The following is a 22,965-nucleotide window of genomic DNA, read 5'->3' as shown; positions in this document are numbered from 1 at the left end:
TTGACTGATGTTAGAGAGTGAGCGACAGCTGATAATTCTCGCTCATGGTCTTGCAGGATGCGTTGAACTTCTCCTGCTCCTCGGGAGTCAGGTGCAGCTCGATGATCTCTGCGATGCCGTCGCGGTTAACAATAGCGGGCACACTGGCATACACATCGTGCTGACCATACTTGCCGTTCAGCAGAACAGAAACCGAAAGAACGCGGTTCTCGTTGTAGAAAATGGCGCGAACCACTTCTGCGGCGGAAGCGCCAATGCCGAACTCGGTGCACTGCTTGCCGCGCAGGATGGTCCAGCCGCCCTCGCGGCCCGCATCGGCCAGTGCATCGAGGTCGAGCTTGCCGAAGGTGTCCGGATACTCCTCGCGCCACTGGGAAAGCGGCTTGCCCGCGATGGTGACCGCCGACCATGCGACCATCTGGCTTTCGCCGTGCTCGCCGAGCGCGTAAGCGGTGATGGATTTCTGGTCAATGCCGATCTCCTGCGCAATCGCGCGGCGCAGTCTTGCGGAGTCCAGCGTAGTGCTGGTGGAGAAGATGCGCTCCGGCGCCCAGTTCAGCGTGTGCTGAATATAATGCGCGATAACGTCTGCCGGGTTCGAGATACTGATGATAATGCCGTCAAATCCGGATTCCCTGATAGATTTTGTTACATCCTTCAAAATGGCGATGGTCTGTCCCAGGGTGTCCATGCGGGTCTGATTGCCGGTCGGCAGCGGGCCTGCCGCAATGATCATGATCTGCGCGTCCTTCGCGTCACTGTAGTCACCCGCAGTGACCTTGGTGCGAACCGGAAGGTAATTGGTCGCATCGGTCAGGTCGAACGCCTGTGCGACTGCCTTGGCGTGATCGGAGTCAATGTAGACGATCTCGTCTGCCAGACTCTGCGAAATCAGTGCGTAGCCGACATGGGAGCCGACATGTCCTGCACCGACGATAACAACTTTACGATTGGAAATACTCATGTCAGACACTCCTTAATGCGTGTTCTTCTTGACGACCTTGCCGCCAACGAACTCCATAATGCAAACAATGATGACGAGGACCAGAACAGTGACGTTGGTAACGTCCAGCATGTTGCGGTCGTGGCCGTAACGGATGGCGAAGTCGCCCAGACCGCCGGCACCGACGACACCGGCCATTGCGGTCAGGTTCAGCAGGCTGATCGCCGTGATGGTTGTGCCGCGCGCGATGGCGGCAACGCTTTCCTTCAGGTAAACGCGGAAAATAATCTCCAGCGGTGTGGAGCCCATCGAGAGCGCCGCTTCGATCAGACCCGGATCAAGCTCTGCGAGTGCGCTTTCCACCTGACGGGTGAAGAACGGCACCGCACCGAATACCAGCGGAACGATTGCACCCCGAACATAGATTGCCGTACCCATAATTGCACGGGAGACCGGCATTACCCACGTCAGCAGGATGATGAACGGGATGGAACGGAACAGGCTGACCAGCTTGTCCAGAATCTGATAGACGATTTTGTTTTCCAGAATGCCGCCCGGCTTGGTGACCGTGATCAGCACGCCCAGTGTCAGACCGAGCACGAACGAGATCGCACCCGACCAGACCACCATGAGCAGCGTGTCGCCGATGGCTGCATAGAAGTCCGGCAGCTTTGCCATCACGTTCGGAATGATGTTATTCAGAAACTCTTGCATCCTTGATGACCTCCACTCCTACGTTTTTCTCACTGAGATAAGCGATTGCCTGTGTGATTTGATCGCGGCTGCCGCTGATAATGGCTACCGTGCCGCCGATCGGTGCATTCTGCACGATGGCGATATCGGAAAAGATGATGTTGAGCACAATGTCGAATTTGCGCGATACCGTCGAGATGAGCGGCTCGGATACATTGCGCTGAATGTAGCTCAGGCGCACGATAAGCTCGCCCGGATTGAGCTTGACGACCGGCGAATCCTCCGCGATGAGGTCTTCGATCTTGCGGAGATTGGAGGTCGTGTGGATGAAGTTCTTGGTGATGTCCTCTCTCGGGTTGGCGAAAATGTTGAACACCTCGCCGGACTCGACCACCTTGCCGTGCTCCATAACGGCTACGCGGTGGCAGATCTCCTTGACGACCGCCATTTCGTGAGTGATGATAACGACTGTGATGCCGAGGGTTTCGTTCAGGTGCTTGAGCAGCTGCAGAATCGCCTTGGTGGTCTGCGGATCGAGTGCCGAGGTAGCCTCATCGCAGAGCAGCACATTCGGGTCGTTTGCCAGTGCGCGAGCGATTGCTACACGCTGTTTCTGACCGCCGGACAGCTGCTTGGGATACGCCTCCGCCTTATCACCGATGCCGACCAGATCAAGCAACCGCTGTACTTTTTCCTCGATCTGCTGTTTGGAAAGGCCGCTGCCGCGCAGCGGATACGCTACGTTGCCGGCTACGGTGCGCGAGGGCATCAGGTTGAAGTGCTGAAAGATCATGCCAATCTTCTTGCGGGCCTGCCGCAGCTCCTTTGCCGAGAGCGACAGCATATCCTGACCATCTACGATCACCTTGCCGGAGGTCGGCCGCTCGAGCAGATTGATGCAGCGCACCAACGTCGATTTACCCGCACCGGAAAAGCCGATCATACCGAAAATTTCGCCCTTGTCAATCGTCAGCGAAACATCCTGCACCGCATGAACGGTTCGCTTGCCGCTCACAAACTCCTTCGAGATATGTGACAATTTTATCAAGAAAATTCCTCCTTATTCCTCTTAAATGCGCAAAAAAAGCGGGAAGCTCGCAGCTCCCCGCTTCAGAAAATACAATGAATCCGCAAGAACGCGCAGCGTCAGGCAAGACGATCAAAGTAATTTCGTATTCTGTCGGTCAGGCAGCATCTGAGCATAATACAGCATGTTCATACACATTCGACCCGACATTCGTGCGTTTACGATGAACATTTTGCTCGCTCCTTTCCGATCCCCTACTGGATTTGTTGGTTATAGAATAGCACAGCCAATCCCCAGTGTCAACCTCGGAATTGCAGGAATTTCATTTTCTGGAGGTTTTGCCAGTTTTGCACAAATAAAGCCAACGAAATCTATAGGATTTGACTGATATTTTCAGCAGTTTGCTGTAATTCAAGGCGGTCTTCTTAGCAGGCATATTGGGTGTTGTACTTTTTATCGGACTTTAACTGTTATATACTGTATATAACAATTCAATAGAAGGTGATCGCTATGGATAAAAAATTCTATGCACATACCCGTCCGATCAATGAAAACGGCGTTGAACGTACAGAATATCAGCTTCTCTCCGATCACGAGCGCGGTGTCGGCACGCTCTGCGGGCAGTTTGCCGAAGCATTCGATGCACAAGCTGAAGGTCACGAGGCCGGTGTTCACCATGATGACGGCAAAGCAACTGCCGCATTTCAGCATCGTCTTCTGGATAATGGTCCAAAGGTCGATCATGCAACCGCCGGTGCACGAAACATCATGTTGTCAAACAATCTGCTCTTAGCCGCTTGTGTCATGGGGCATCACAGCGGTTTGCCGGATTTAGGCAGCACAAACGACCCAGAAGGCACGCCCACCTTCACCGGCAGAATAAAAAAGTGGGGCACTCCCGCTATTCCGCCGCTCGACCCGGGTTGCCCCATTCCGCCGGTACGCCTGCCGCAGCGTCCGGTCACCAAGCCGTCGCTTTCCGAGTCATTCCGCACGCGCATGCTGTACTCCTGTCTGGTGGACGCGGATTATCTGGATACCGAGCAATTCATGAAAGGCGATATGCCGCGCGGCATCGGAGACTCGCTCGAAACCCTGCTCACCCGCTTACAGGCCAAGCTAAACGAATGGGACAACCCGACTTCCGCGCTGAACAAGCTCCGTCAGCAGATCTTGCAGGCGTGCGTTTCCGCCGCAGCCAATCCCAAGGGCATTTACACGCTTACGGTTCCGACCGGCGGCGGTAAAACGACCAGTTCTCTCGCATTTGCGCTGCATCACGCCGTTGAACACGGTATGAAACGTGTGATTTATGTTGTACCGTACACCTCCATCATCGAGCAGAATGCCGATGTTTTCCGCGGTATTTTAGGCGATGAAAACGTACTCGAGCATCACTCCGGTGTACAGTTCGAGAACGATGAGGAAAACGGCAATCCCGATCCCAAGGCACTGACCGCCGAAAACTGGGACAGCCCGCTCGTTATCACAACCGCCGTTCAGTTTTTCGAGTCGATGTACGCTAACCGTTCCTCACAGTGCCGCAAGCTGCACAATCTGGCGAACAGCGTGATTATTTTCGATGAAGCGCAAATGCTTCCGCTGTGCCATCTGATGCCGTGCGTTGCAGCCATCAGCGCTCTGGTAGAGCAGTTCGGCGCAACTGCCGTGCTGTGTACGGCTACCCAGCCGGTACTCGGCGATTTGATTCAGCGATTCGCACCGTCGCATGCGGTTTCCGAGATTTGCCCGGAGATTCCGTTCTATTTTGACAAATTCCGCCGTGTAACGTTCCGGCAAGTCGGTGTCCTCGAGGATGACGCACTCGCCGAATTGCTGTGCGCACATGAGCAGGTCCTCTGCATCGTCAATTCCCGCAAAGCGGCGCAGTCCATTTTCTTGAAATTGCCGGAGGAAGGCAGTTTCCATCTGTCCACATTGATGGTTCCGGCACACCGCCGTACGGTGCTCGAGGAAATCCGACGCCGACTAAATGACGGTTTACCCTGCCGTGTCGTATCGACTTCTCTTGTTGAAGCCGGTGTTGACATAGATTTCCCCGCCGTTTACCGCGAACTGGCGGGTCTGGATTCCATTCTGCAGGCCGCCGGACGCTGCAACCGCGAGGGCAAGCGTGCCGCAGAGAACAGCATTGTTACTATTTTCCGCCGCACGGAGAAGGCTCCGCCGCTGTTTGGACAAGCCATCGGCGCGACAAATATTGCGCTGGATAACAATGCCGATCCCGCTTCTCCGCAGACAATGGAAAACTATTTCCGCGAACTGCGCAAGCTGAACGGTTCCGCGATTGATAAAATCGGCGTGATCGACGCGTTTGAGCATGGACGCGGCGGCTCTCTGTATCCGTTCCGCACGATTGCCGAGAATTTTCGCATGATCGACAACGACACACGCACAGTTTATATTCCGTGGAAGGACGGTTCTGAACTCATCGAGCGGCTTTGCGATGGTGCGTGCTCTAAAAAGCTGTATCGGCAGCTTGGGCAGTACGCCGTGCAGGTGTATAATGCGCATTTTCAGGCATTGTATGATGCCGGTGCGCTTCAAACCGCCGATGAAACCAATGCTCTGGACGACCGCAGTGCTATTCTGTGCGATCTGTCGCTGTATGATGAGAAAACCGGTCTGTCGCTCAAGGCAGACAGCGGTCAGGCGTTTTTCGGGTGAAAGAAAAACGAGAGAATGCAATTACATTCTCTCGTTCTTCTACTGAAAACATTTTTCATATTTCAATCCACGCTGTTCGCAGCGACAATAATATTATTATAACTTTTTCCATGAATAATAGAAATACATACAACCTCTATATGTATTAATTTATATACATGCATAAATCTTCCCTCTTAAATTTATGCATATTGCAGAATACATTTTTCATGAAATTAGTTGTTCTTGTTTTATTTTAGTGCTATGATATAAACATGGATAAGGAAGTTTGCTTCCCTGTCTATTCAATAAATTACACCGAAGCCCTGTCACATATCCCACTCTCTGTTGATGCCAAGGAATATCTGGCAAGGCTTCGTAAAGGAGGGAAATATACCAATGTCAATTCAAGTTGAAGTCAGCGGTCCATACGCTCTATTCAGCCGACCCGAAATGAAGACCGAACGAGTCAGTTATGACTGCATGACACCATCTGCGGCGCGCGGTTTGCTGGAAAGTATTTACTGGCACCCCGGGCTTCGCTGGATCATCGACCGCATTCATGTCTGTGCGCCGATTCACTTCACCAACATCCGTCGAAATGAGGTGAAGGACACCATCAACGCACGTTCGGTCAAGGCGTGGATTGCAAAACCCAAGGGTGAGCTGTACCTTGCTGCATCGGAAAGCATTCAGCAGCGTGCCGCAATGGTACTGCGTGATGTCCACTATGTCATTGAAGCGCACTTTGAAATGACCGACAAGGCTGCGCCGACTGACAATCCCGGTAAGTTTCAAGACATTATGAAACGCCGTCTGCGCCGCGGACAGTGCTACAGCATGCCCTACTTCGGCACACGGGAATTTCCGGTAAAGTTTGAGCTTTGTGAACAACTTCCGCCTTGTCCGGAGGAACTGCTCGGTGAACACGATCTCGGCTGGATGCTGCTCGACATGGATTACAGCGATCCCGCCAATATCACACCGATGTTCTTCCGCGCCAAGCTGGTAGACGGTGTCATGGAGGTTCCCACGATTCACAGTGCGGAGGTGGTCAAATGATTTTGCAGGCGCTGACGCAATATTATGATGCCCTCAATGCCCGCGGTGAAATCGATGCGCCCGGCTGGGGCAGACCGAAAATCAGTTATGCGCTCCAGCTGCGGGAAAACGGTGAACTCGCCCAGGTTATTCCGCTGCTGCATGAAGTGGATGCAGGCAAAAAGAAAGTGCTCCGTCCGCGCGAGGATATTCGTCTGCCGGCGGCAGTCAAGCGTTCTTCCGGTGTCACGTCCAACTTTATGTGGGATAATTCGGCATATCTGCTTGGCATAGACGCAAAAGGCAAACCGGAACGCAGTCTGCAATGCTTTCACGCCGCTGCCGAGCTGCACCACAAGCTGTTAGGCACTGTGGACTCTCCTTTCGCACACGCAATTCTCTCTTTCTTTGATACATGGCAGCCTGCCGAAGCTGCACAGCACCCTGCTCTTGTCGATGATTACGACAAAATCATTGCCGGTGCCAATCTGGTATTTTATGTGAATGGGCAGTATCCGGCAGATGATCCGGTCATCTGCGCTGCATGGCAGGCACATTACGACGGTGACTCCGATACGCCCAAACAGCAATGTCTTGTCACCGGCGAACTGGATGAGATTGCCGCCGTTCATCCTGCCATCAAGGGTGTACGTGATGCGCAGCCCAGCGGAGCCGCACTCGTGTCGTTCAACGCCCCCGCCTTCTGTTCCTACGGTCACGAGCAGAACTACAATGCACCTGTTGGTAAGCACGCTGCATTTGCTTATACGACGGCGCTCAATCACCTGCTGGCTGACCGCGAGCATACGCAGTACATCGGCGACACCACCGTCGTTTGCTGGGCGGAGACTGCAGAACCGCAGTATACTGATTTTTTCAGCTGCCTTATGGGCAATAACACGCAAAGCTGGTCGGATAATGACTTATCCGCTGCGCTCAAACACCTTGCAGACAGCGAACCGTGTCAGGAATTAAATCTTGATCCTGACCGTGCATTCTACATTCTCGGTCTGGCACCGAATGCTGCGCGTCTGAGTGTGCGATTCTTCTATAAAAACACGTTTGGTGAATTGATGAAGAACGTCAACGCGCACTATGAACGTCTGGAAATCAAGCGTCCGGCGAAGGCGCCTGCCGGCTTTTTGCCGCTGTGGCAGCTGCTTGCCGAAACCGTCAACCAGAGTGCCCGCGACAAAAAGCCGAGTCCGGTTATGGCCGGTGCGACTGCCCGCGCCGTCTGGAACAACGACCGCTATCCGGCGGCACTGCTGAATGGTGTTATGCTCCGTATCCGCGCAGATTCTGAGATAAACTGGCGGCGGGCCGCAATTTTGAAGGCGTATTTAAGGCGAAATTACAAAAATCATCCTACTTTACAAGAGGTGGCTTATATGCAATTAAACGAAGACTGCACCTACCAGCCCTACGTTCTGGGACAGTTATTTTATGTCCTTGAGCAGATTCAGCTTGCATCTGTAGATTATCAAATCAACCGCAGTATTAAGGACAGCTATTTTCGTGCGGCTGGCTCCACTCCTAAAACTGCATTTAATAAAATTATTCCGCTTAGTGAGTACCATATAAAAAAACTGATGCGCAATAAGCACAATTACGCCGTTAAATTGCAAAACGAAAAGGAACATCTGCTCTCTCTGCTGACCGAGACGCTTCCTTCTCGCTATAACCCCGAAGAAACCACCTGTTTTTATCTTGGATACTACCATCGCAAAGTAAAGGAGGACAAGTAAATGGAACCCATCAAAAACCGCTATGAATTTGTAATCTTTTTCGACGTGGAAAACGGCAATCCGAACGGCGATCCGGATGCGGGCAACATGCCGCGTATCGACCCGGAAACCGGCTACGGTCTGGTGACCGATGTATGCCTCAAGCGCAAAATCCGCAACTATGTAGAGATGGCCAAGGAAGGCGAATCCGGCTACCGCATTTACGTTAAGGACAGTGTGCCGCTCAACCGCAGCGATGCGGAAGCCTGCGCTTATGTCGGCGTAGCGCCGGACAAGCTCAAGGATGCAAAGAAGAAGGACGATCAGCTTGACAGCAAGCTGCGTGACTTTATGTGCCAGAATTTCTACGATATTCGCACATTCGGCGCGGTTATGACCACCTTTGTAAAGGGTGCGCTCAACTGCGGACAGGTGCGCGGTCCGGTACAGCTTGGCTTTGCCCGCAGTGTGGATCCCATTGTGCCGCAGGAAGTCACCATCACGCGTGTTGCCATCACCACCGAGGCTGACGCGGAGAAAAAGGGCACCGAAATGGGCCGCAAATACATCGTGCCTTACGGTCTGTACCGTGCGGAAGGCTATGTTTCTGCCAACCTCGCCCGCAAGACGACCGGATTCTCTGAGGATGACCTTGAACTGCTGTGGACAGCAATCATCAACATGTTCGAGAACGACCATTCGGCTGCTCGCGGCAAGATGGCTGTACGCCAGCTGATTGTGTTCAAGCATGATTCCGAGCTTGGCAACGCACCCTCGCACAAGCTGTTTGATCTGGTCCATGCCGAGCACAACGAAGACGTGATTGCGCCGCGTGCGTACACGGACTACACCATCACGGTTGACGAAGCCAACCTGCCGGACGGCGTGACCTGCAAGGTACTGGGGTAATCTACGCCGAGGAGGACTTCCTCCAGCTCTCCGGTTTGCAGCATTTCGCATTCTGCCGTCGGCAATGGGCGCTCATCCATGTGGAGCATCAGTGGGCGGAGAATTACCGCACGGTGGACGGCTCGATTCTGCACGAGAAAGCGCACGGCGGCGGCACAGAAAGCCGCGGCGACCTGCTGATTGTTCGTGCCATGCGCATCCATTCGACGGTGCTCGGCGTGTCCGGTGAATGCGATGTGGTGGAATTTCATCGCTCGGAAAACGGCGTTGCCCTGCAGGGACGAGACGGACTGTGGTCACCGTTTCCGGTCGAATACAAGCGCGGCAAGCCCAAGCCGCACGACGCGGACGAGCTGCAGCTGTGCGCTCAGGCGATGTGCCTTGAGGAAATGCTGTGCTGTCAGATTTCCGACGGTGCGCTGTTCTACGGTGAACCGCGCCGACGGACGCCTGTCGAATTTACAGACGAACTGCGGCAGCGTGTACGCGACAGCCTTGCCGAAATGCACGACTATCTGCGCCGCGGCTGCACGCCTAAGGTAAAACCGCAGAAAGGCTGCTCGGCCTGCTCGCTCAAGGAATTGTGTTTGCCCAAGCTGATGAAGGCAAAATCTGTCTCCGTCTACCTGAAAGGAGCGATGGAGGAATGAAAAAGCTGCTTAACACGCTGTTTGTCACCTCCGAGGACGCCTATCTGACACTCGATGGCGAAAATGTTGTCGTCAACCGCGAGAAGCAGGTAACGGCTCGTTTCCCGCTCCATGCCCTCGCCGGAATTATCAGCTTCAGCTATGCAGGCGCGTCCCCGGCGCTCATGGGCGCATGTGCAAAGCGAGCTGTAAGCTTGTCGTTCTGCACACCGCGCGGGCGGTTTCTGGCGCGAACCTGCGGCGTGAGCAACGGTAATGTATTGCTTCGACGCACACAATACCGTACGGCGGATGACCCACCACAAGCCTGCCGTATTGCCCGCATGATGGTGTTCGGCAAGATTTACAACGCGCGGTGGAGCATCGAGCGCACCTGCCGCGACCACGCCATGCGCGTGGACACGGAAACGCTCAAAGCCGCCTCCGCCAAGCTGAAAGCGCTGCTGCCGCAGGTGCAGGCAGAGACTGATTCAGGCTCTCTGCGCGGACTGGAGGGCGCAGGTGCGGCCATCTATTTCGATGTATTCGACCGGTTGATTCTCAACCACAAAGACGTGTTTTCATTCACCGGACGCTCGCGCCGTCCACCGCTCGACCCATGCAACGCACTGCTGTCGTTCGCCTATTCCCTGCTGGCGAACGACTGCGCCGCTGCGCTGGAAGCCGTCGGACTGGACAGCTATGTCGGTTTTCTGCACACCGACCGTCCGGGCCGGCAGTCTCTTGCCGCCGATTTGATGGAAGAACTTCGGCCGTGCTTTGCAGACCGTTTTGTGCTTTCGGCTGTCAATCTCGGCAGGTTTTCCGCGAAGGATTTTGAGGTGCAGGAGAACGGTGCGGTTTATCTCTCAGAGAACGCCCGCAAAACCTTTTTACAGGGCTGGCAGGAGAAAAAGCGCGAGGAAATTCGTCACCCATACCTTGAGGAAAAGCTGTCTTGGGGTATGGTGCCCTACGCGCAGGCACTGCTGTTGGCGCGCTATTTGCGCGGCGATCTGGACGATTATCCGCCGTTTTTGTGGAAATGAGGTGTCGAATATGCTGGTTGTGATTACTTATGACGTCAACACCGAAACAGCCGCCGGGCGCAAACGCCTGCGGCAGATTGCCAGGCAGTGCGTCAATTATGGACAGCGTGTGCAGAATTCCGTGTTTGAATGCCTGATTGACGCGGCTCAGTGCCGTATGCTGCAGCAGAAGCTGTGCTCCATTATGGATGATGAACTGGACAGTCTGCGATTTTACTATCTCGGCAGCAAGTATGAGAATAAGATTGAGCATTTCGGCACGAAACGCGGCTATGAGCCGGAGGGCGTGCTCATGGTGTAAGGCGGTGCGAAGTGTAAGCGAACCGAAAAGCGTCGGCGCTTCGCACCGGAATTTCCGATAGGATATATCCAATACTTTTATCGGATGTCAAATTTGCAGTTGTGTTTTGCACAAATCTGTGTAAAACTGTTATTGTAATTGTTTATTTTGCGAAGATCATTGGGAATAGTCTTGGTGATTTTTGCTGTCGCTCCCTTCGCGGGAGCGTGGATTGAAATGTACTGGAAATCACATATGTATGGGTTTGCGCGCGTCGCTCCCTTCGCGGGAGCGTGGATTGAAATATTACAAGCTAAGTACAAAACAAGATCAGTACCGTCGCTCCCTTCGCGGGAGCGTGGATTGAAATGCTGACTGGAACTGTCAGTCGAAGATCGGACAAGGTCGCTCCCTTCGCGGGAGCGTGGATTGAAATCGCTGCTGCTTATCCACAACCCCGGAACGCATGCGTCGCTCCCTTCGCGGGAGCGTGGATTGAAATTCCTCGGCAAGCTCCTCGCGCTCCTCCTCGGCCGTCGCTCCCTTCGCGGGAGCGTGGATTGAAATGGGCTTTCGCAGGCTGAGCAGACCGGCACGTACAATGGTCGCTCCCTTCGCGGGAGCGTGGATTGAAATAATTCCCCCTGCTATGATCTCGAAGCCACAGGCGTCGCTCCCTTCGCGGGAGCGTGGATTGAAATTGCTGTGCCCTCTGGTAGTAGTCTGGTACACGCTGGTCGCTCCCTTCGCGGGAGCGTGGATTGAAATCTTTAGCGCGTGATGATCGACCTGTTGCCGTATCGTCGCTCCCTTCGCGGGAGCGTGGATTGAAATGGTGTTGTGTTGAGTACGAGAAGGTACACCGCAAGTCGCTCCCTTCGCGGGAGCGTGGATTGAAATTTTCCAGTCATGGTGATATGCAACAAGTTGGCGCGTCGCTCCCTTCGCGGGAGCGTGGATTGAAATGACCATGATATGGACGCATCACGCTATTACTTCGTCGCTCCCTTCGCGGGAGCGTGGATTGAAATAGACCTTTGCATGGGATAACTCCAAGGACATCGAGGTCGCTCCCTTCGCGGGAGCGTGGATTGAAATCATCTGACCGCGTTGAGGCGTTGGCAAAGCGTCTGGTCGCTCCCTTCGCGGGAGCGCGGATTGAAATTTCGGTGTTGAGGTCAATAATGTGCGGTATGCTGTCGCTCCCTTCTCGGGAGCGTGGATTGAAATGTCCTGCTGCTTGATAGCAGCTTTACCCAGGAGCGTCGCTCCCTTCACGGGAGCGTGGATTGAAATATAGTCGCGCAAGTGGCCGCGTTGGTACTCATCGCGTCGCTCCCTTCACGGGAGCGTGGATTGAAATTTTTTCCCTCCCCTGCGGCCCAGCGGCACAGGGGGGACCGTCGCTCCCTTCGCGGGAGCGTGGATTGAAATGCCAAATGATAGCTTTTTCCGCTGCCAGGCGTACGTCGCTCCCTTCGCGGGAGCGTGGATTGAAATGATCTGGCTACGACCATGGAAACCAGCGTGCAGAGTCGCTCCCTTCGCGGGAGCGTGGATTAAAATTGCCGCCAGCGGCTGTGCAGCGGCTGCGCCTGGCGTCGCTCCCTTCGCGGGAGCGTGGATTGAAATAAAAGTCGCGCCCTCCAGTGGCATCTTGGTGTCCTTGTCGCTCCCTTCGCGGGAGCGTGGATTGAAATTTGACGTTGACATCGCAATTCGGGGTTACGGTTGCGTCGCTCCCTTCGCGGGAGCGTGGATTGAAATGCAACAGGTGCAGGGGTCAGACCGGTGACACAGGTCGCTCCCTTCGCGGGAGCGTGGATTGAAATCAGTCACGGCTATTGAAAATGCACTGTGCCTCGTCGTCGCTCCCTTCGCGGGAGCGCGGATTGAAATTTCGGTGTTGGGGTCAATGATGTGCGGTATGCTGTCGCTCCCTTCGCGGAGCGATGGCGATAGCCGCACCACCATCCTCCCGCCCAACCTCGCCCCGGTCCCCATCCCTCACAATCTTTCACCCACCCCGACCAAAACATTTGCACATGTCATGACACATGTGCTATAATAACTCCAATACCGCTATTGACAGCGCCGCACAGATTGCTGCGGCGTTTTGCCGGGAAGGAGAAAAATCAAATGAAAGCATACTTTGACAGCATCGAAAAGGAGGTTCCGGAGCAATTACAGCAGGTTTTCCTTAATCGCCGCGATACGGCTGTCATTACGATCGACATGCACGATGGACACCTGTCAACCGATCCGGACTGTCCATGTCCGTCTCCGCGAGGACGTGAGATCATCGAACCGCTCAATCATTTCATGAACGAAGCACGCGCGCTCGGTCTGCCAATCATCCATGTCCGCTCAACGCTGCGTAAGGGCGGTGCAGACGAAAAGCTGTTTCCGTCTGCGTGGCGCATGGTGTTTCCGGTTACGGTCGGTGAGATTCCCAACATCGCAGAGCACGCCATCGAAGGCACACGCTGGAACAGAATGTCCATCGACGTACACGACAAGGACTACATGGTAACGACCAAAAAGCGCCTGAGCGCGTTCTATCCGACCGATCTGGAACTGCTGCTGCGCAACCTCGGCATCCGCCGCGTGGTGCTCACCGGCTGCATGACCGACTGCTGCGTTATCAACACCGCCTTCGATGCCGCAAACCGCGATTTCCGCGTCGTCGTGCCGCGCGACCTGACCCGTGGCTCCGAGCACCTCGAAGAGCCTGCGCTGCGCATGATCTCGCTGCATCTGGGACTTGTCGTGGATTCGGATGCGCTGCTCGACGAGTGGCGCTCTCAGGACTAAATGCATACCTGAAATTACATATAAACAAGAAAACAAGGTGACACAAAATGAAAATCGGCAGAACAGAGAAAATCTGGCTGGCGTCTGTGCTGTTCTTCTGGGTATTCTATAATTTCCCGGGCTTCCCGCCCTACGGCAGCGAAACGGCCTGCATCGTACACGGCCTCATCAGCTTTGTCGGCACGGTGCTGTCCGTGTATATCGGCTGCAAGCTGACCGAAAAGGAGTATCCTCTGATTGAGGACGAGGAACAGGATGAAACGGCAGAGGATATGACGCCTGCCGCTTCCGAAACGCAAAAAGAATCGGACAAATAAAGGATAACAGAGAAAATGACAACACAGGGTTTACTTTCAGGCAAAACGGTATGGATCGTTTTTGCGGCATATTTTCTATTTTTAATCGCCATCGCGCGCTACACCACATGGAAGGAAAAACGTGACGCCGGCAAGGTCGATCTGCAGGGCGGCCGGTTCAAGTGGCCGGTCATGGTCATGACCTATATCGCCTCCTGCATGAGCGTCTGGGTATTTTTCGCAGGCCCGGGCGCATATTACCGCTACGGACTGGGCTACTTCTTCTCGGAGATGTGCATCTACTCCATGTTCCCGATCATCTGCTACTTTACAATGACCAAGGTATGGCTGGTCAACCAGCAGAAGCACTTCACCACTCCGGCAGATTTCTTCTTCTGCCGCTACAAGTCCAAGGCGCTGACCGTTATCATCGACATTGTTTACATTATCTGCGCCGTGCCGTTTATCTCGGCGGTACTGGTAGCCGGCGGACGCGCGGCTGAGGTGGCCACCGGCGGCGCGGTATCCTCGCAGACATTTACGCTCATTTGCGGCATTATCATGACGGTATTCGTCATGCTCGGCGGCGTAAAATCCACCGCACTGGCGGATGCTGTACAGGGCTGGTTCTTCATTCTGGCGCTGTGGGCAATTATTTTCGTAACGCTCAAGATCGTATTCAACGGCTCGATCATCGAGGCATTCCAGACCGTCCGTGTTCAGACGCCGGACTGGTTCTCCTATCCAGGTCCGATCGGCATATGCACCTATCCGTCGCGCGTCAGCTATCCGCTTGCGTGTGCGTTCGGCTACACGCTGCTGCTGCCGCAGGTGTTCGTGCGCTCCGGCTATTACAGCGCGGGTCTGAAGGACCAGCGTCAGATGGCGTTCCTTGCACCGTTCCTGCAGATCATCGTCTGGGGCGGCACGATGCTCATCGGTCTGGTCGCGCTGGCTGCCATGCCTGACCTTACCAGCTCGGAAACCGAACTGGTTATCCCGTATATGTGCAACATCATCGCGGGCACGCACGGTCTGCTCGCGCAGATTCTGATGATCGTGTTCCTCATCGGCGTACTGGCGGTCGGTCTGTCCACCGCAAATGCGCTGCTGATGGTCATGTCCTCTATCATCTACAAGGACCTGCTGGTCGGCATCGGTCACTGCAAGTTCAAGGCATCGGAAACCACGGTCGTCCGTGTCGTTATCCTGCTGTTCGGCGCGGTGACGGTCGGCGTATCGCTCATGCACTGGGAATACGTCTACAATCTGATGATTTTCGCGGACTCCCTGGTCGAATCGCTGTTCCCGGCACTGGTATTCGGCATTTACTGCAAGTGGGCAACCCGAAAAGCCGCTATCACCTCGATTTCGATCGGTGCGATCATCATCTGCCTGACCTTCTTCGTCTGGGATCTCGGCTATGTGTGGTACGGCACGATCGGTCTGGCGACCGCGTTCGTGCTGATGTATGTGGTCTCCAAGCTGACAAAGGATGACCCGAAGGACAGCGAGGACTTTTACGAGGCGCTTGACTCCGGTCACAGACGCTTCATGCGCATCAAAGCAAAAATCAAGTAACGGCAGGAGGGCGAAATCCCATGATACGATTTACGCTCAATGGCACACAAATCGAGGTGCAGGACGGTGAAAACCGCACCCTGCTCGAATATCTCCGCAATGTAAAGTGCATGAAGGGCACAAAAGAAGCCTGCAGCACCGGTCACTGCGGCGCGTGCAGCGTGCTGGTGGACGGCAGGCTGACGCGCTCATGCGTGACGCTCGTGCGCCGACTGGACGGCAAAGCCGTCGAAACCATCGAAAACGCACCGAACGACACCATGCTGCAGGTGATTCAGCACTCGTTTCTCGATGTCGGCGCTGTGCAGTGCGGCTTCTGCACACCGGGCATGGTGATGGCGACAAAGGCGCTGCTGCTGCACCATCCGGCCCCGACCGAGCCGGAAATCTGCGACGGGCTGAAAAACAACTACTGCCGCTGCACCGGCTACGTCAAAATTATCGAGGCGGTCAAGCTGGCAGCGGCGCGGCTGCGCGGGGAAGATCCGGATATCGACAGCTTCCGCAGCCACGAAAGCACGGTTATTGTGGTCGGGGAAAATCAGGTCGTGCCCGAAATCACCGGTTCCGCAGTCGGCAAGTCGGTCTGGGATGTGGACGGCATGGACAAGACCGGCGGCAAACTGAAATTCTGCGACGACCTCACCGCTGAGGACATCGGCGCAGATACTCTGCTGCATGGTGCATTTGTCTGGGCGCCGGCGCCGCACGCAAAGATCAACGCGGTGGACTACTCCGCCGCCGAACAGGCAGAAGGCGTGGTGCGCATCGTGACGGCGGCTGACGTGCCCGGCATGAATAAGGTCGGCACATGGACGCCGGAGCAGCCGGTCTTTTGCACGGATGAGGTGCGGTTTCTCGGTGACCATCTCGCGCTGGTTGTCGCGGATACGGCGGCGCACGCGAGAGCGGCCGCCAAACTGGTTAAAATCGACTATGAAGAACTGCCCGGTATCTACACCATGGCGGACGGCTACCGCAAAAACAGCTTCATCGTACACACCGGCCGCGTCAGCGGCGATGTGGAGCAGGCAAAGCAGCGGACGGATATCGTCAAGCTCAACGTCTCCAAGGATATTGAGCCGCAGGAGCACGCCTGCATGGAGCCTGTTTCGGCTATCGGCATGGTGCAGGACGGCAAAACGATCCTCTATTCCTGCACACAGGCGCCGTTCGAAATCCGCAGTATGCTAGCAAAGATTCTGGACAAGCCGGAGGAGGATATCCGCGTTATCGTAACGCCGCTCGGCGGCGGCTTCGGTAAAAAATGCGACTCATTTCTCGAAGCACCGGCGGTTGTTGCCGCTCATGCCTGCGGCAAGCCGGTCAAGATTACGCTGACGCGCAAGGAGGATTTAATCCTCACCACCAAACGCCATGGCTACCATACGGATTACGAGATCGGCTTTACGCCGGACGGTAAGTTCCAGTATCTGGACTGCCGCATGTTTTCGGACGGCGGCCCGTACGAATGCGAAAGCTACGGCACGCTGATGACCGGTGCGCTGATGAGCGGCGGCCCGTACATCATTCCCAATGTCAAGGTGGAAGGCTCGGCGATCCGCAACAATAATCTGCAGGGCGGCGCGTTTCGCGGCTACGGCATCAATCAGGCGGCGATTTCGATTGAGACCGCAATGGATATGATGGCGGAAAAGCTGGGTATCGACCCGTTCGAGCTGCGCCGGCGCAATGCCGTCTATCCGGGTGCAACGTCAGTCGGCGGTGAGGTGCTAAAATACAGCATGGGTATGATGGATACCATCAATCAATGCGAAAAAAGTTTGCGAAAAGCACTCAAGGAATACGAAGGCCAGTATCCCAAGGGCAATAAGGTACTTGGATGGGGCATGGCCTCGGGATTTAAGAATGTCGGCGTCGGCAAGGGTATTTTCACCGATGACGGCGCGTGCAAGCTGATTCTGCAGGGCGACGGCCGCCTGCACATGATCGTTTCCGGCACGGATATGGGACAGGGCTTCCGCACAGCCATGACGCAGATCGCGGCGGAAACGCTCGGCATGAATATCGCAAATATTTACATCACCAACGGCGACACCGAGCTGACTATCCCCACCGGCGAATCGGTTTCCGAGCGGCAGACGCTGTGCGGCGGCCGTGCGGTATATGAGGCGTGCGTCAAGCTCAAGCAGGATTTAGACAGCCGTCCGTGGCGGCCGGGCGAAGAACGCCGCGCGGAATACTATTATGCATCCGACCCCTGCTTCGCCATCGGCGATTTTGAGGGCGCAAAGCAGCGCGGTGCAAAATACCGCAATTTTCCGGCGTATGCGTATGCCACGCAGGCCGCCATTGTCGAGGTGGACAAGGAGACCGGCAAGGTTCGTCTGCTCAAAATCATCGCGGCGCACGATGTCGGCCGCGCCATCAATCCGCATATCATCGAGGGACAGATGCACGGCTCCTGCTCGATGGGACAGGGCTACGCACTGACCGAGGGTTATCCGACAAGGAACGGCTATCCGGTCAAGACGCTGTACCGTCAGCTGGGTCTGCCGCGTGCCGAGGATACGCCGGATTACGAGATTATTTTAATCGAGGACCCGGAACCGCAGGGCCCGTTCGGTGCCAAGGGCATTTCCGAGGTTGCGACCGTGCCCGTCACACCGGCGATTCTCAACGCCGTGTCGCGTGCCATCGGCGTGCGCATCAATAAGGTTCCTGCGTCGCCCGAGGTCGTGCTCGAGGCCATCCGCACCGGCAAGTGCGAGGTGCCGACCATGGAGCAGCAGCTTCAGGCGCTCGAAAAGGATTGCGAATGTCACCGTCCATCGGACGGTGTGCAGTGAAATTGTCGTTGTTGACAATGACAGTCGAAACAGCATCACCATCTATAGCGCAAAGACCCGGAATCTTTCTTCGGAAGATTCCGGGTCTTTGCCGTTTTCACTTATTTTCCGTCTGTTTTTTTACCGCCTCTGCGATTGTGCGGTACTCCGGCACATCCACGCCATACTGCTCTGCCAGACGCACAACCTGATAAATCAGACCATCCACCTCGGACTGCTTTCCGGCTTCCATATCGCGCTGCATAGAGGTAGACGCAGTCGGTGCAAGTGCGTCCAGAATGCGCAGGTTGCGCTCGACCAGTTCCCCCGGCCTGCTCTCCAGCGGAATACCCATCTTGTTCGCTATCGCAGCGACCTCTTTTATCAGGCGCACAAAGCTGTCGCGCACCTCGCCCGGATGCTGCATTTCCGCAGCTTTTGCGTGATAATACTGTCCGCAGGCCGCATTCGGTGACACATATGCAAATTTGAGCAGCGTGTCGCGCTCGACATAGGGAGAATAAACCGGGTCGATCCCGGCGTTTTTGAGATCGGTCTCGACCTGCTGCAGCACCGGATGGTCGGTCTTGTGGCTCGGCAGTCCGTACACGATACGGCAGATCGCTCCGTGCTTCTGAATGACGCCCGGCGCAATCCTGTTGGCCGAAATGTAGATGCAGCCGTCTGTGACGAGCAGCTCAGGCAGCTCCGCCTGCAGGGCACGGCCCGTGCCGTAGATGTTGAGCACCGGAATAACTACCGTGTCCCTGCCTGCTGCCTTGCGGATGAACGGCACGGTATCCGCGAGAGAGTATCCTTTGACACACACGAAAATCACATCCGGCGCGGGAGCGCCCTGCTCCCGCGCGGCAAGAAAGCCGTCCATGTCGATCGCCTTGACCGGAATGCTCTCGCGCTCATTTTCCCCGGATACGAGCGTCAAGCCGTGCTCCTGCAGGACCGCAAGATGCTTTCCGCGTGCAATAAGCATGGTATCCGCACCGGATTTGCTCAAATACGCGCCTACCGGTCCGCCAACGCCACCGGCACCGATAATCATATAACGCAGCTTCATCCTCTGTCCCTCCGATTGCTTTTTTCTGCATTATAGCACAAAATCGGCAATGTATCCACAAGTCTGTGGATATCTCTGTGAAGCGTGTGATTCTTCGCTTCTGTCATTGCATCTGTTCCCTTTTCACGATATAATAATTTTATATATAACTTTCTCACCTGTCTAATTTGTTCGACAAAATTCGACAGCCTGCAAGGAGGGCATTGCACATGGCTGGCAACCCCAAAAAGAAAAGCACCGGCATCGTCAACGCCGCCATTGGCGCACTGGCAGTCGTGCTGACTATATTGATCGTCTGGATGATGAACCTCGTTGCCAGTGTTCAGGGCACCGCGCGTATCGTCAACTACGCCGGACTCGTGCGCGGCATGACCCAGCGTATCGTCAAGCTGGAAATCTCCGGTCAGCCGCAGGACGGCATGCTCGCAGATATTGACGCGTTTATCGTCGGACTGCGCTTCGGCAGCGACGAGCTCAACCTCGTGCGGCTGAACAATGACGCCTTCCAAAGCAAAATGCAGGAACTGGACGACTATTTTCAAGCGCTCAAGCAGGAGATCGGCCGCGTGCGCGCAGTCGGCTCAAATAACACGGACATCATTCCCATCAGCGAAACCTTTTTCGGCATCTGCGACGACGCGACCGGTCTGGCGGAGGCGTACTCGCAGCGCAAGGCAACCTCGCTTTCCGCTCTGGAGAAGTACATCACCGCGGATATCGTTGTGCTCATGCTGCTGATCGGCTACCAGCTGTTTCAGGCGCTGCACACGGCTGCGATGAACCGTGCTCTGCAGCATAAGGTCTATCTGGATGCCGCGACCGGCCTGCCCAACAAGAACAAGTGCGAGGAGCTGCTCGACGATCCGACGCCGCCTGCGCCAGAAACCGGCGTGTGCAGCTTTGACCTGAATAATCTGCGCCGCATCAACAACAGCATGGGCCATGAGGCCGGTGACGCATACATCCGGCGATTTGCGATCGCGCTGCGTGCGGCCATGCCCGAGGAGCATTTTGTCGGCCGTGCAGGCGGCGATGAGTTCCTCGCGATAACGCACGGACCGGATGCCGATGCGCTGCAGAAATTGCTTTCCCATGTCCGTAAACAGCTTGCCGAGGAGTCCCGACAGCATCCGGATACACCGCTCAGCTATGCGGCCGGCTTTGCGCTTGCATCGGACAATCCGGACAGCAATATGCGCGATCTGTTTGACCTTGCGGACAAAAACATGTACATCAACAAAAACCACGTCAAGCGTGAGGAAGCCGCCGCCGAAAAGCGGCTGGATTTTCAGCTGTTGAAGCGGGTCAACCGCCTGCACCGCAGCTTTTCCGACTGCCTGTACTGCGATGCGCGTCTGGACACCTACCGCACTATCCGCGCGTGCGAGAACTTTTTTCTGGCATCGGACGGCAGCTACACCAGCGCCGTCGAGCAGATTGCCGAGGAACAGGCTGCTAAAAACGAGCGCAGCCGCGTCCGTTCTGCGCTGCAGCTTGACGTACTGCAGCGCGGCCTGCACAGCGCAGAGGATACCCTCGAACTGCAGTACAACGCGGCCGAGGAAAGCTGCTACAGCCGTTTGACCGTTCTTCCGATTGACTGGGACAAAAACGGCAGGCTGCATCATTTCATCCTCGCATTCGAGACCATTCGGCTGAACGCCGACCAAGCCATCGACCCGAAGGAGCAGCTGACGCTGTACTACGAGCAGCTAAAGCAGTCTATCCTTGAGAACGACAGCTATGTGGACGCGCTGCTCGATATGGCAGGCACAATCTACACGGTAAACCTCACGCGCGACACCCTCGAGCGCAACATTTCACCTGCCGGCAAGAGCGATTCGGACCGGGCACTGTTCCTCGACTACCCGCTTCCCTGCGCCTACCGCGACTACTGCGACGAGTACCGCAAGCGCGTCACACCGGCAACACTCGGCAGCTACCGCACGGCAGATACCAGTGCCCGTCTGCTCAAGCGCTTTGCCGCCGGTGAAAAACACATCACGGTGGAATACTGCGTGCAGGAGGATGACGGCGCCATCCGCTGGGTACAGAAAACCGTGCTGATGACACAGACCACCGTGTTCGATCCGGAAATCAATGCCGAAACGCCGATGGTCACGGCGATTATCCTGCTGCAGGATACCTCGCAGATGCACGCCCGCGACGAGCAGGAGAACGCCCGTCTGCAGGCCGCCTTCGATGAAATGCGTATTGCGAACCGCACCAAAACCGAATTTCTCTCACGCATGAGTCACGATATCCGCACACCGCTCAACGGCATTATCGGTCTGCTGCAGGTGGACGAAACCCACTTTGATGACAAGGCGCTGCTGCTGGAAAATCACAAAAAAATGCAGATTTCCGCCAATCACCTGCTGTCGCTCATCAACGATGTGCTGCAGATGAGCAAACTGGAGGAGGGCACGACCGTCCTCACGCATGAGCGCATCAGTCTGGTGGAGCTGACCCGCGATATCATTACCATTATCGTCGGCCGCGCCGAAGAAGCCGGCATTGAGTGGGTGTACGAAAAGGACAAATGCATCATTCCGTACCCGTATATTTACGGCAGTCCGCTGCATCTGCGGCAGATTTTCCTCAATATTTACAGCAACTGCATCAAATACAACCGTCCCGGCGGTAAAATCACCACCCGTACGGACTCGCTCGGTGAACAGGACGGCAAATGCATCTACCGCTGGACGATTTCGGATACGGGTATCGGCATGAGTCCGGACTTTGTTGACCATATTTTTGAGCCGTTCACGCAGGAAAAGCAGGACGCGCGCAGCTATTATCACGGCACCGGTCTCGGCATGACCATCACCAAGGAGCTTGTCGACCGGATGGGCGGCTCGATTGCGGTCACGAGTCAGCTTGGCGTCGGCTCCACCTTCGTGATTACCTTGCCGTTTGAAATTGCACCGTCTCCCGAGCAGACACCGGACGCACATGCCGCGCCGGATATCAGCATTGCAGGCTGCAGGCTGCTGCTCGTCGAGGGCAATGCACTCAACGCCGAAATCTCACAGATTCTGCTGACCGACGAAGGAGCGACCGTAACCGTCGTCACGGATGGCAAACAGGCTGTGGAGATCGTGCAGAACAATCCACCGGACACCTTCGACGCAGTTCTCATGGATGTGATGATGCCTGTGATGAACGGCATTGACGCTGCGAAGACCATTCGCTCGCTCAACCGACCGGACGCGAAAACGCTGCCCATCATCGCCATGACCGCAAACGCCTTTTACGAGGATGCACAAAAGTGCCTCGCCGCAGGCATGAATGCCCATCTGGCAAAGCCACTGCAGATAAAGAAGGTCAAGCAGACGATTGCCGAATGGGTGAAAAATAACCGAACTGCAAAAAAGGACGCGTAAAGCGTCCTCAGTCTGTCGAAAAGTCATATAGTCAGCATTTTTCAGCATTTCGCGCGGCA

At 55.4% G+C, this 22,965-nt stretch carries 16 protein-coding genes and 1 CRISPR repeat array; of the genes, 12 read left to right on the top strand and 4 right to left on the bottom strand.

Features of this window, described 5'->3' with window-relative positions; all coding sequences use genetic code 11:
- Positions 1-10 precede the first annotated feature (10 nt).
- From IEY11_RS11900 to IEY11_RS11890, 3 genes are read right to left on the bottom strand one after another with little or no spacing between them, the layout of a single operon-like run.
- Positions 11-964: an L-lactate dehydrogenase gene (locus IEY11_RS11900; protein ID WP_188886639.1), complete on the bottom strand. Its 954-nt coding sequence runs from the start codon at positions 962-964 to the stop codon at positions 11-13.
- 12 nt (positions 965-976) lie between these two features.
- Positions 977-1,657: a methionine ABC transporter permease gene (locus IEY11_RS11895; RefSeq protein ID WP_118285836.1), complete on the bottom strand. Its 681-nt coding sequence runs from the start codon at positions 1,655-1,657 to the stop codon at positions 977-979.
- Positions 1,638-2,684 (bottom strand): methionine ABC transporter ATP-binding protein, encoded by a 1,047-nt coding sequence (locus IEY11_RS11890; RefSeq protein ID WP_118730151.1) that lies wholly within the window; start codon positions 2,682-2,684, stop codon positions 1,638-1,640. The genes IEY11_RS11895 and IEY11_RS11890 overlap by 20 nt, the downstream gene beginning before the upstream one ends.
- 489 nt (positions 2,685-3,173) lie before the next feature.
- Between IEY11_RS11890 and cas3 the strand changes: the two genes are divergently transcribed.
- From cas3 to IEY11_RS11835, 11 genes are all read left to right on the top strand, one after another.
- On the top strand, positions 3,174-5,351 hold the full coding sequence (gene cas3, locus IEY11_RS11885; RefSeq protein ID WP_188886638.1) for a CRISPR-associated helicase Cas3': 2,178 nt from the start codon (positions 3,174-3,176) through the stop codon (positions 5,349-5,351).
- Between the two features lie 378 nt (positions 5,352-5,729).
- Entirely contained in the window at positions 5,730-6,392 is a 663-nt protein-coding gene (cas5c, locus tag IEY11_RS11880) for a type I-C CRISPR-associated protein Cas5c (RefSeq protein WP_188886637.1), read from the top strand.
- The gene (gene cas8c, locus IEY11_RS11875) at positions 6,389-8,119 is read left to right on the top strand and encodes a type I-C CRISPR-associated protein Cas8c/Csd1 (protein ID WP_188886636.1); all 1,731 of its coding nucleotides are present in this window, start codon (positions 6,389-6,391) and stop codon (positions 8,117-8,119) included. The genes cas5c and cas8c overlap by 4 nt, the downstream gene beginning before the upstream one ends.
- Positions 8,120-9,007: a type I-C CRISPR-associated protein Cas7/Csd2 gene (gene cas7c / locus IEY11_RS11870; protein ID WP_188886635.1), complete on the top strand. Its 888-nt coding sequence runs from the start codon at positions 8,120-8,122 to the stop codon at positions 9,005-9,007.
- A gap of 35 nt (positions 9,008-9,042) precedes the next feature.
- Positions 9,043-9,657 carry a CRISPR-associated protein Cas4 gene (cas4, locus tag IEY11_RS11865; protein WP_243184004.1) on the top strand — a complete coding sequence of 205 codons (615 nt, stop codon included), beginning with the start codon at positions 9,043-9,045 and terminating at the stop codon, positions 9,655-9,657.
- Positions 9,654-10,685, top strand: coding sequence for a type I-C CRISPR-associated endonuclease Cas1c (cas1c, locus tag IEY11_RS11860; RefSeq protein WP_188886634.1), 1,032 nt, complete (start codon positions 9,654-9,656; stop codon positions 10,683-10,685). Before cas4 ends, cas1c begins: the two co-directional genes overlap by 4 nt.
- Before the next feature lie 10 nt (positions 10,686-10,695).
- On the top strand, positions 10,696-10,986 hold the full coding sequence (gene cas2, locus IEY11_RS11855) for a CRISPR-associated endonuclease Cas2 (protein WP_118730144.1): 291 nt from the start codon (positions 10,696-10,698) through the stop codon (positions 10,984-10,986).
- A 186-nt stretch (positions 10,987-11,172) separates the two neighbouring features.
- Positions 11,173-12,864: direct repeats of the CRISPR family, unit length 32 nt; unit sequence GTCGCTCCCTTCGCGGGAGCGTGGATTGAAAT.
- Between the two features lie 240 nt (positions 12,865-13,104).
- Entirely contained in the window at positions 13,105-13,779 is a 675-nt protein-coding gene (locus tag IEY11_RS11850; RefSeq protein WP_188886633.1) for a cysteine hydrolase family protein, read from the top strand.
- 47 nt (positions 13,780-13,826) lie between these two features.
- Positions 13,827-14,096: a hypothetical protein gene (locus IEY11_RS11845; protein WP_188886632.1), complete on the top strand. Its 270-nt coding sequence runs from the start codon at positions 13,827-13,829 to the stop codon at positions 14,094-14,096.
- Positions 14,097-14,111: 15 nt separating this feature from the next.
- Entirely contained in the window at positions 14,112-15,656 is a 1,545-nt protein-coding gene (locus tag IEY11_RS11840; protein WP_188886631.1) for a sodium:solute symporter family protein, read from the top strand.
- Between the two features lie 20 nt (positions 15,657-15,676).
- A complete protein-coding gene (locus IEY11_RS11835; RefSeq protein WP_188886630.1) occupies positions 15,677-18,466 on the top strand; it encodes a molybdopterin-dependent oxidoreductase in 2,790 nt (929 codons plus the stop codon).
- Between the two features lie 97 nt (positions 18,467-18,563).
- Here IEY11_RS11835 and IEY11_RS11830 read toward each other — a convergent pair whose 3' ends face one another.
- Positions 18,564-19,520 carry a ketopantoate reductase family protein gene (locus IEY11_RS11830; RefSeq protein WP_188886629.1) on the bottom strand — a complete coding sequence of 319 codons (957 nt, stop codon included), beginning with the start codon at positions 19,518-19,520 and terminating at the stop codon, positions 18,564-18,566.
- Positions 19,521-19,729: 209 nt separating this feature from the next.
- Between IEY11_RS11830 and IEY11_RS11825 the strand changes: the two genes are divergently transcribed.
- Positions 19,730-22,906: an ATP-binding protein gene (locus IEY11_RS11825; RefSeq protein WP_188886628.1), complete on the top strand. Its 3,177-nt coding sequence runs from the start codon at positions 19,730-19,732 to the stop codon at positions 22,904-22,906.
- Positions 22,907-22,965 lie beyond the last annotated feature (59 nt).

The organism is Butyricicoccus faecihominis (assembly GCF_014648015.1).
GTDB classification, from domain to species: Bacteria; Bacillota; Clostridia; order Oscillospirales; family Butyricicoccaceae; genus Agathobaculum; species Agathobaculum butyriciproducens.
This window is presented reverse-complemented; position numbering and strand designations above follow the sequence as displayed.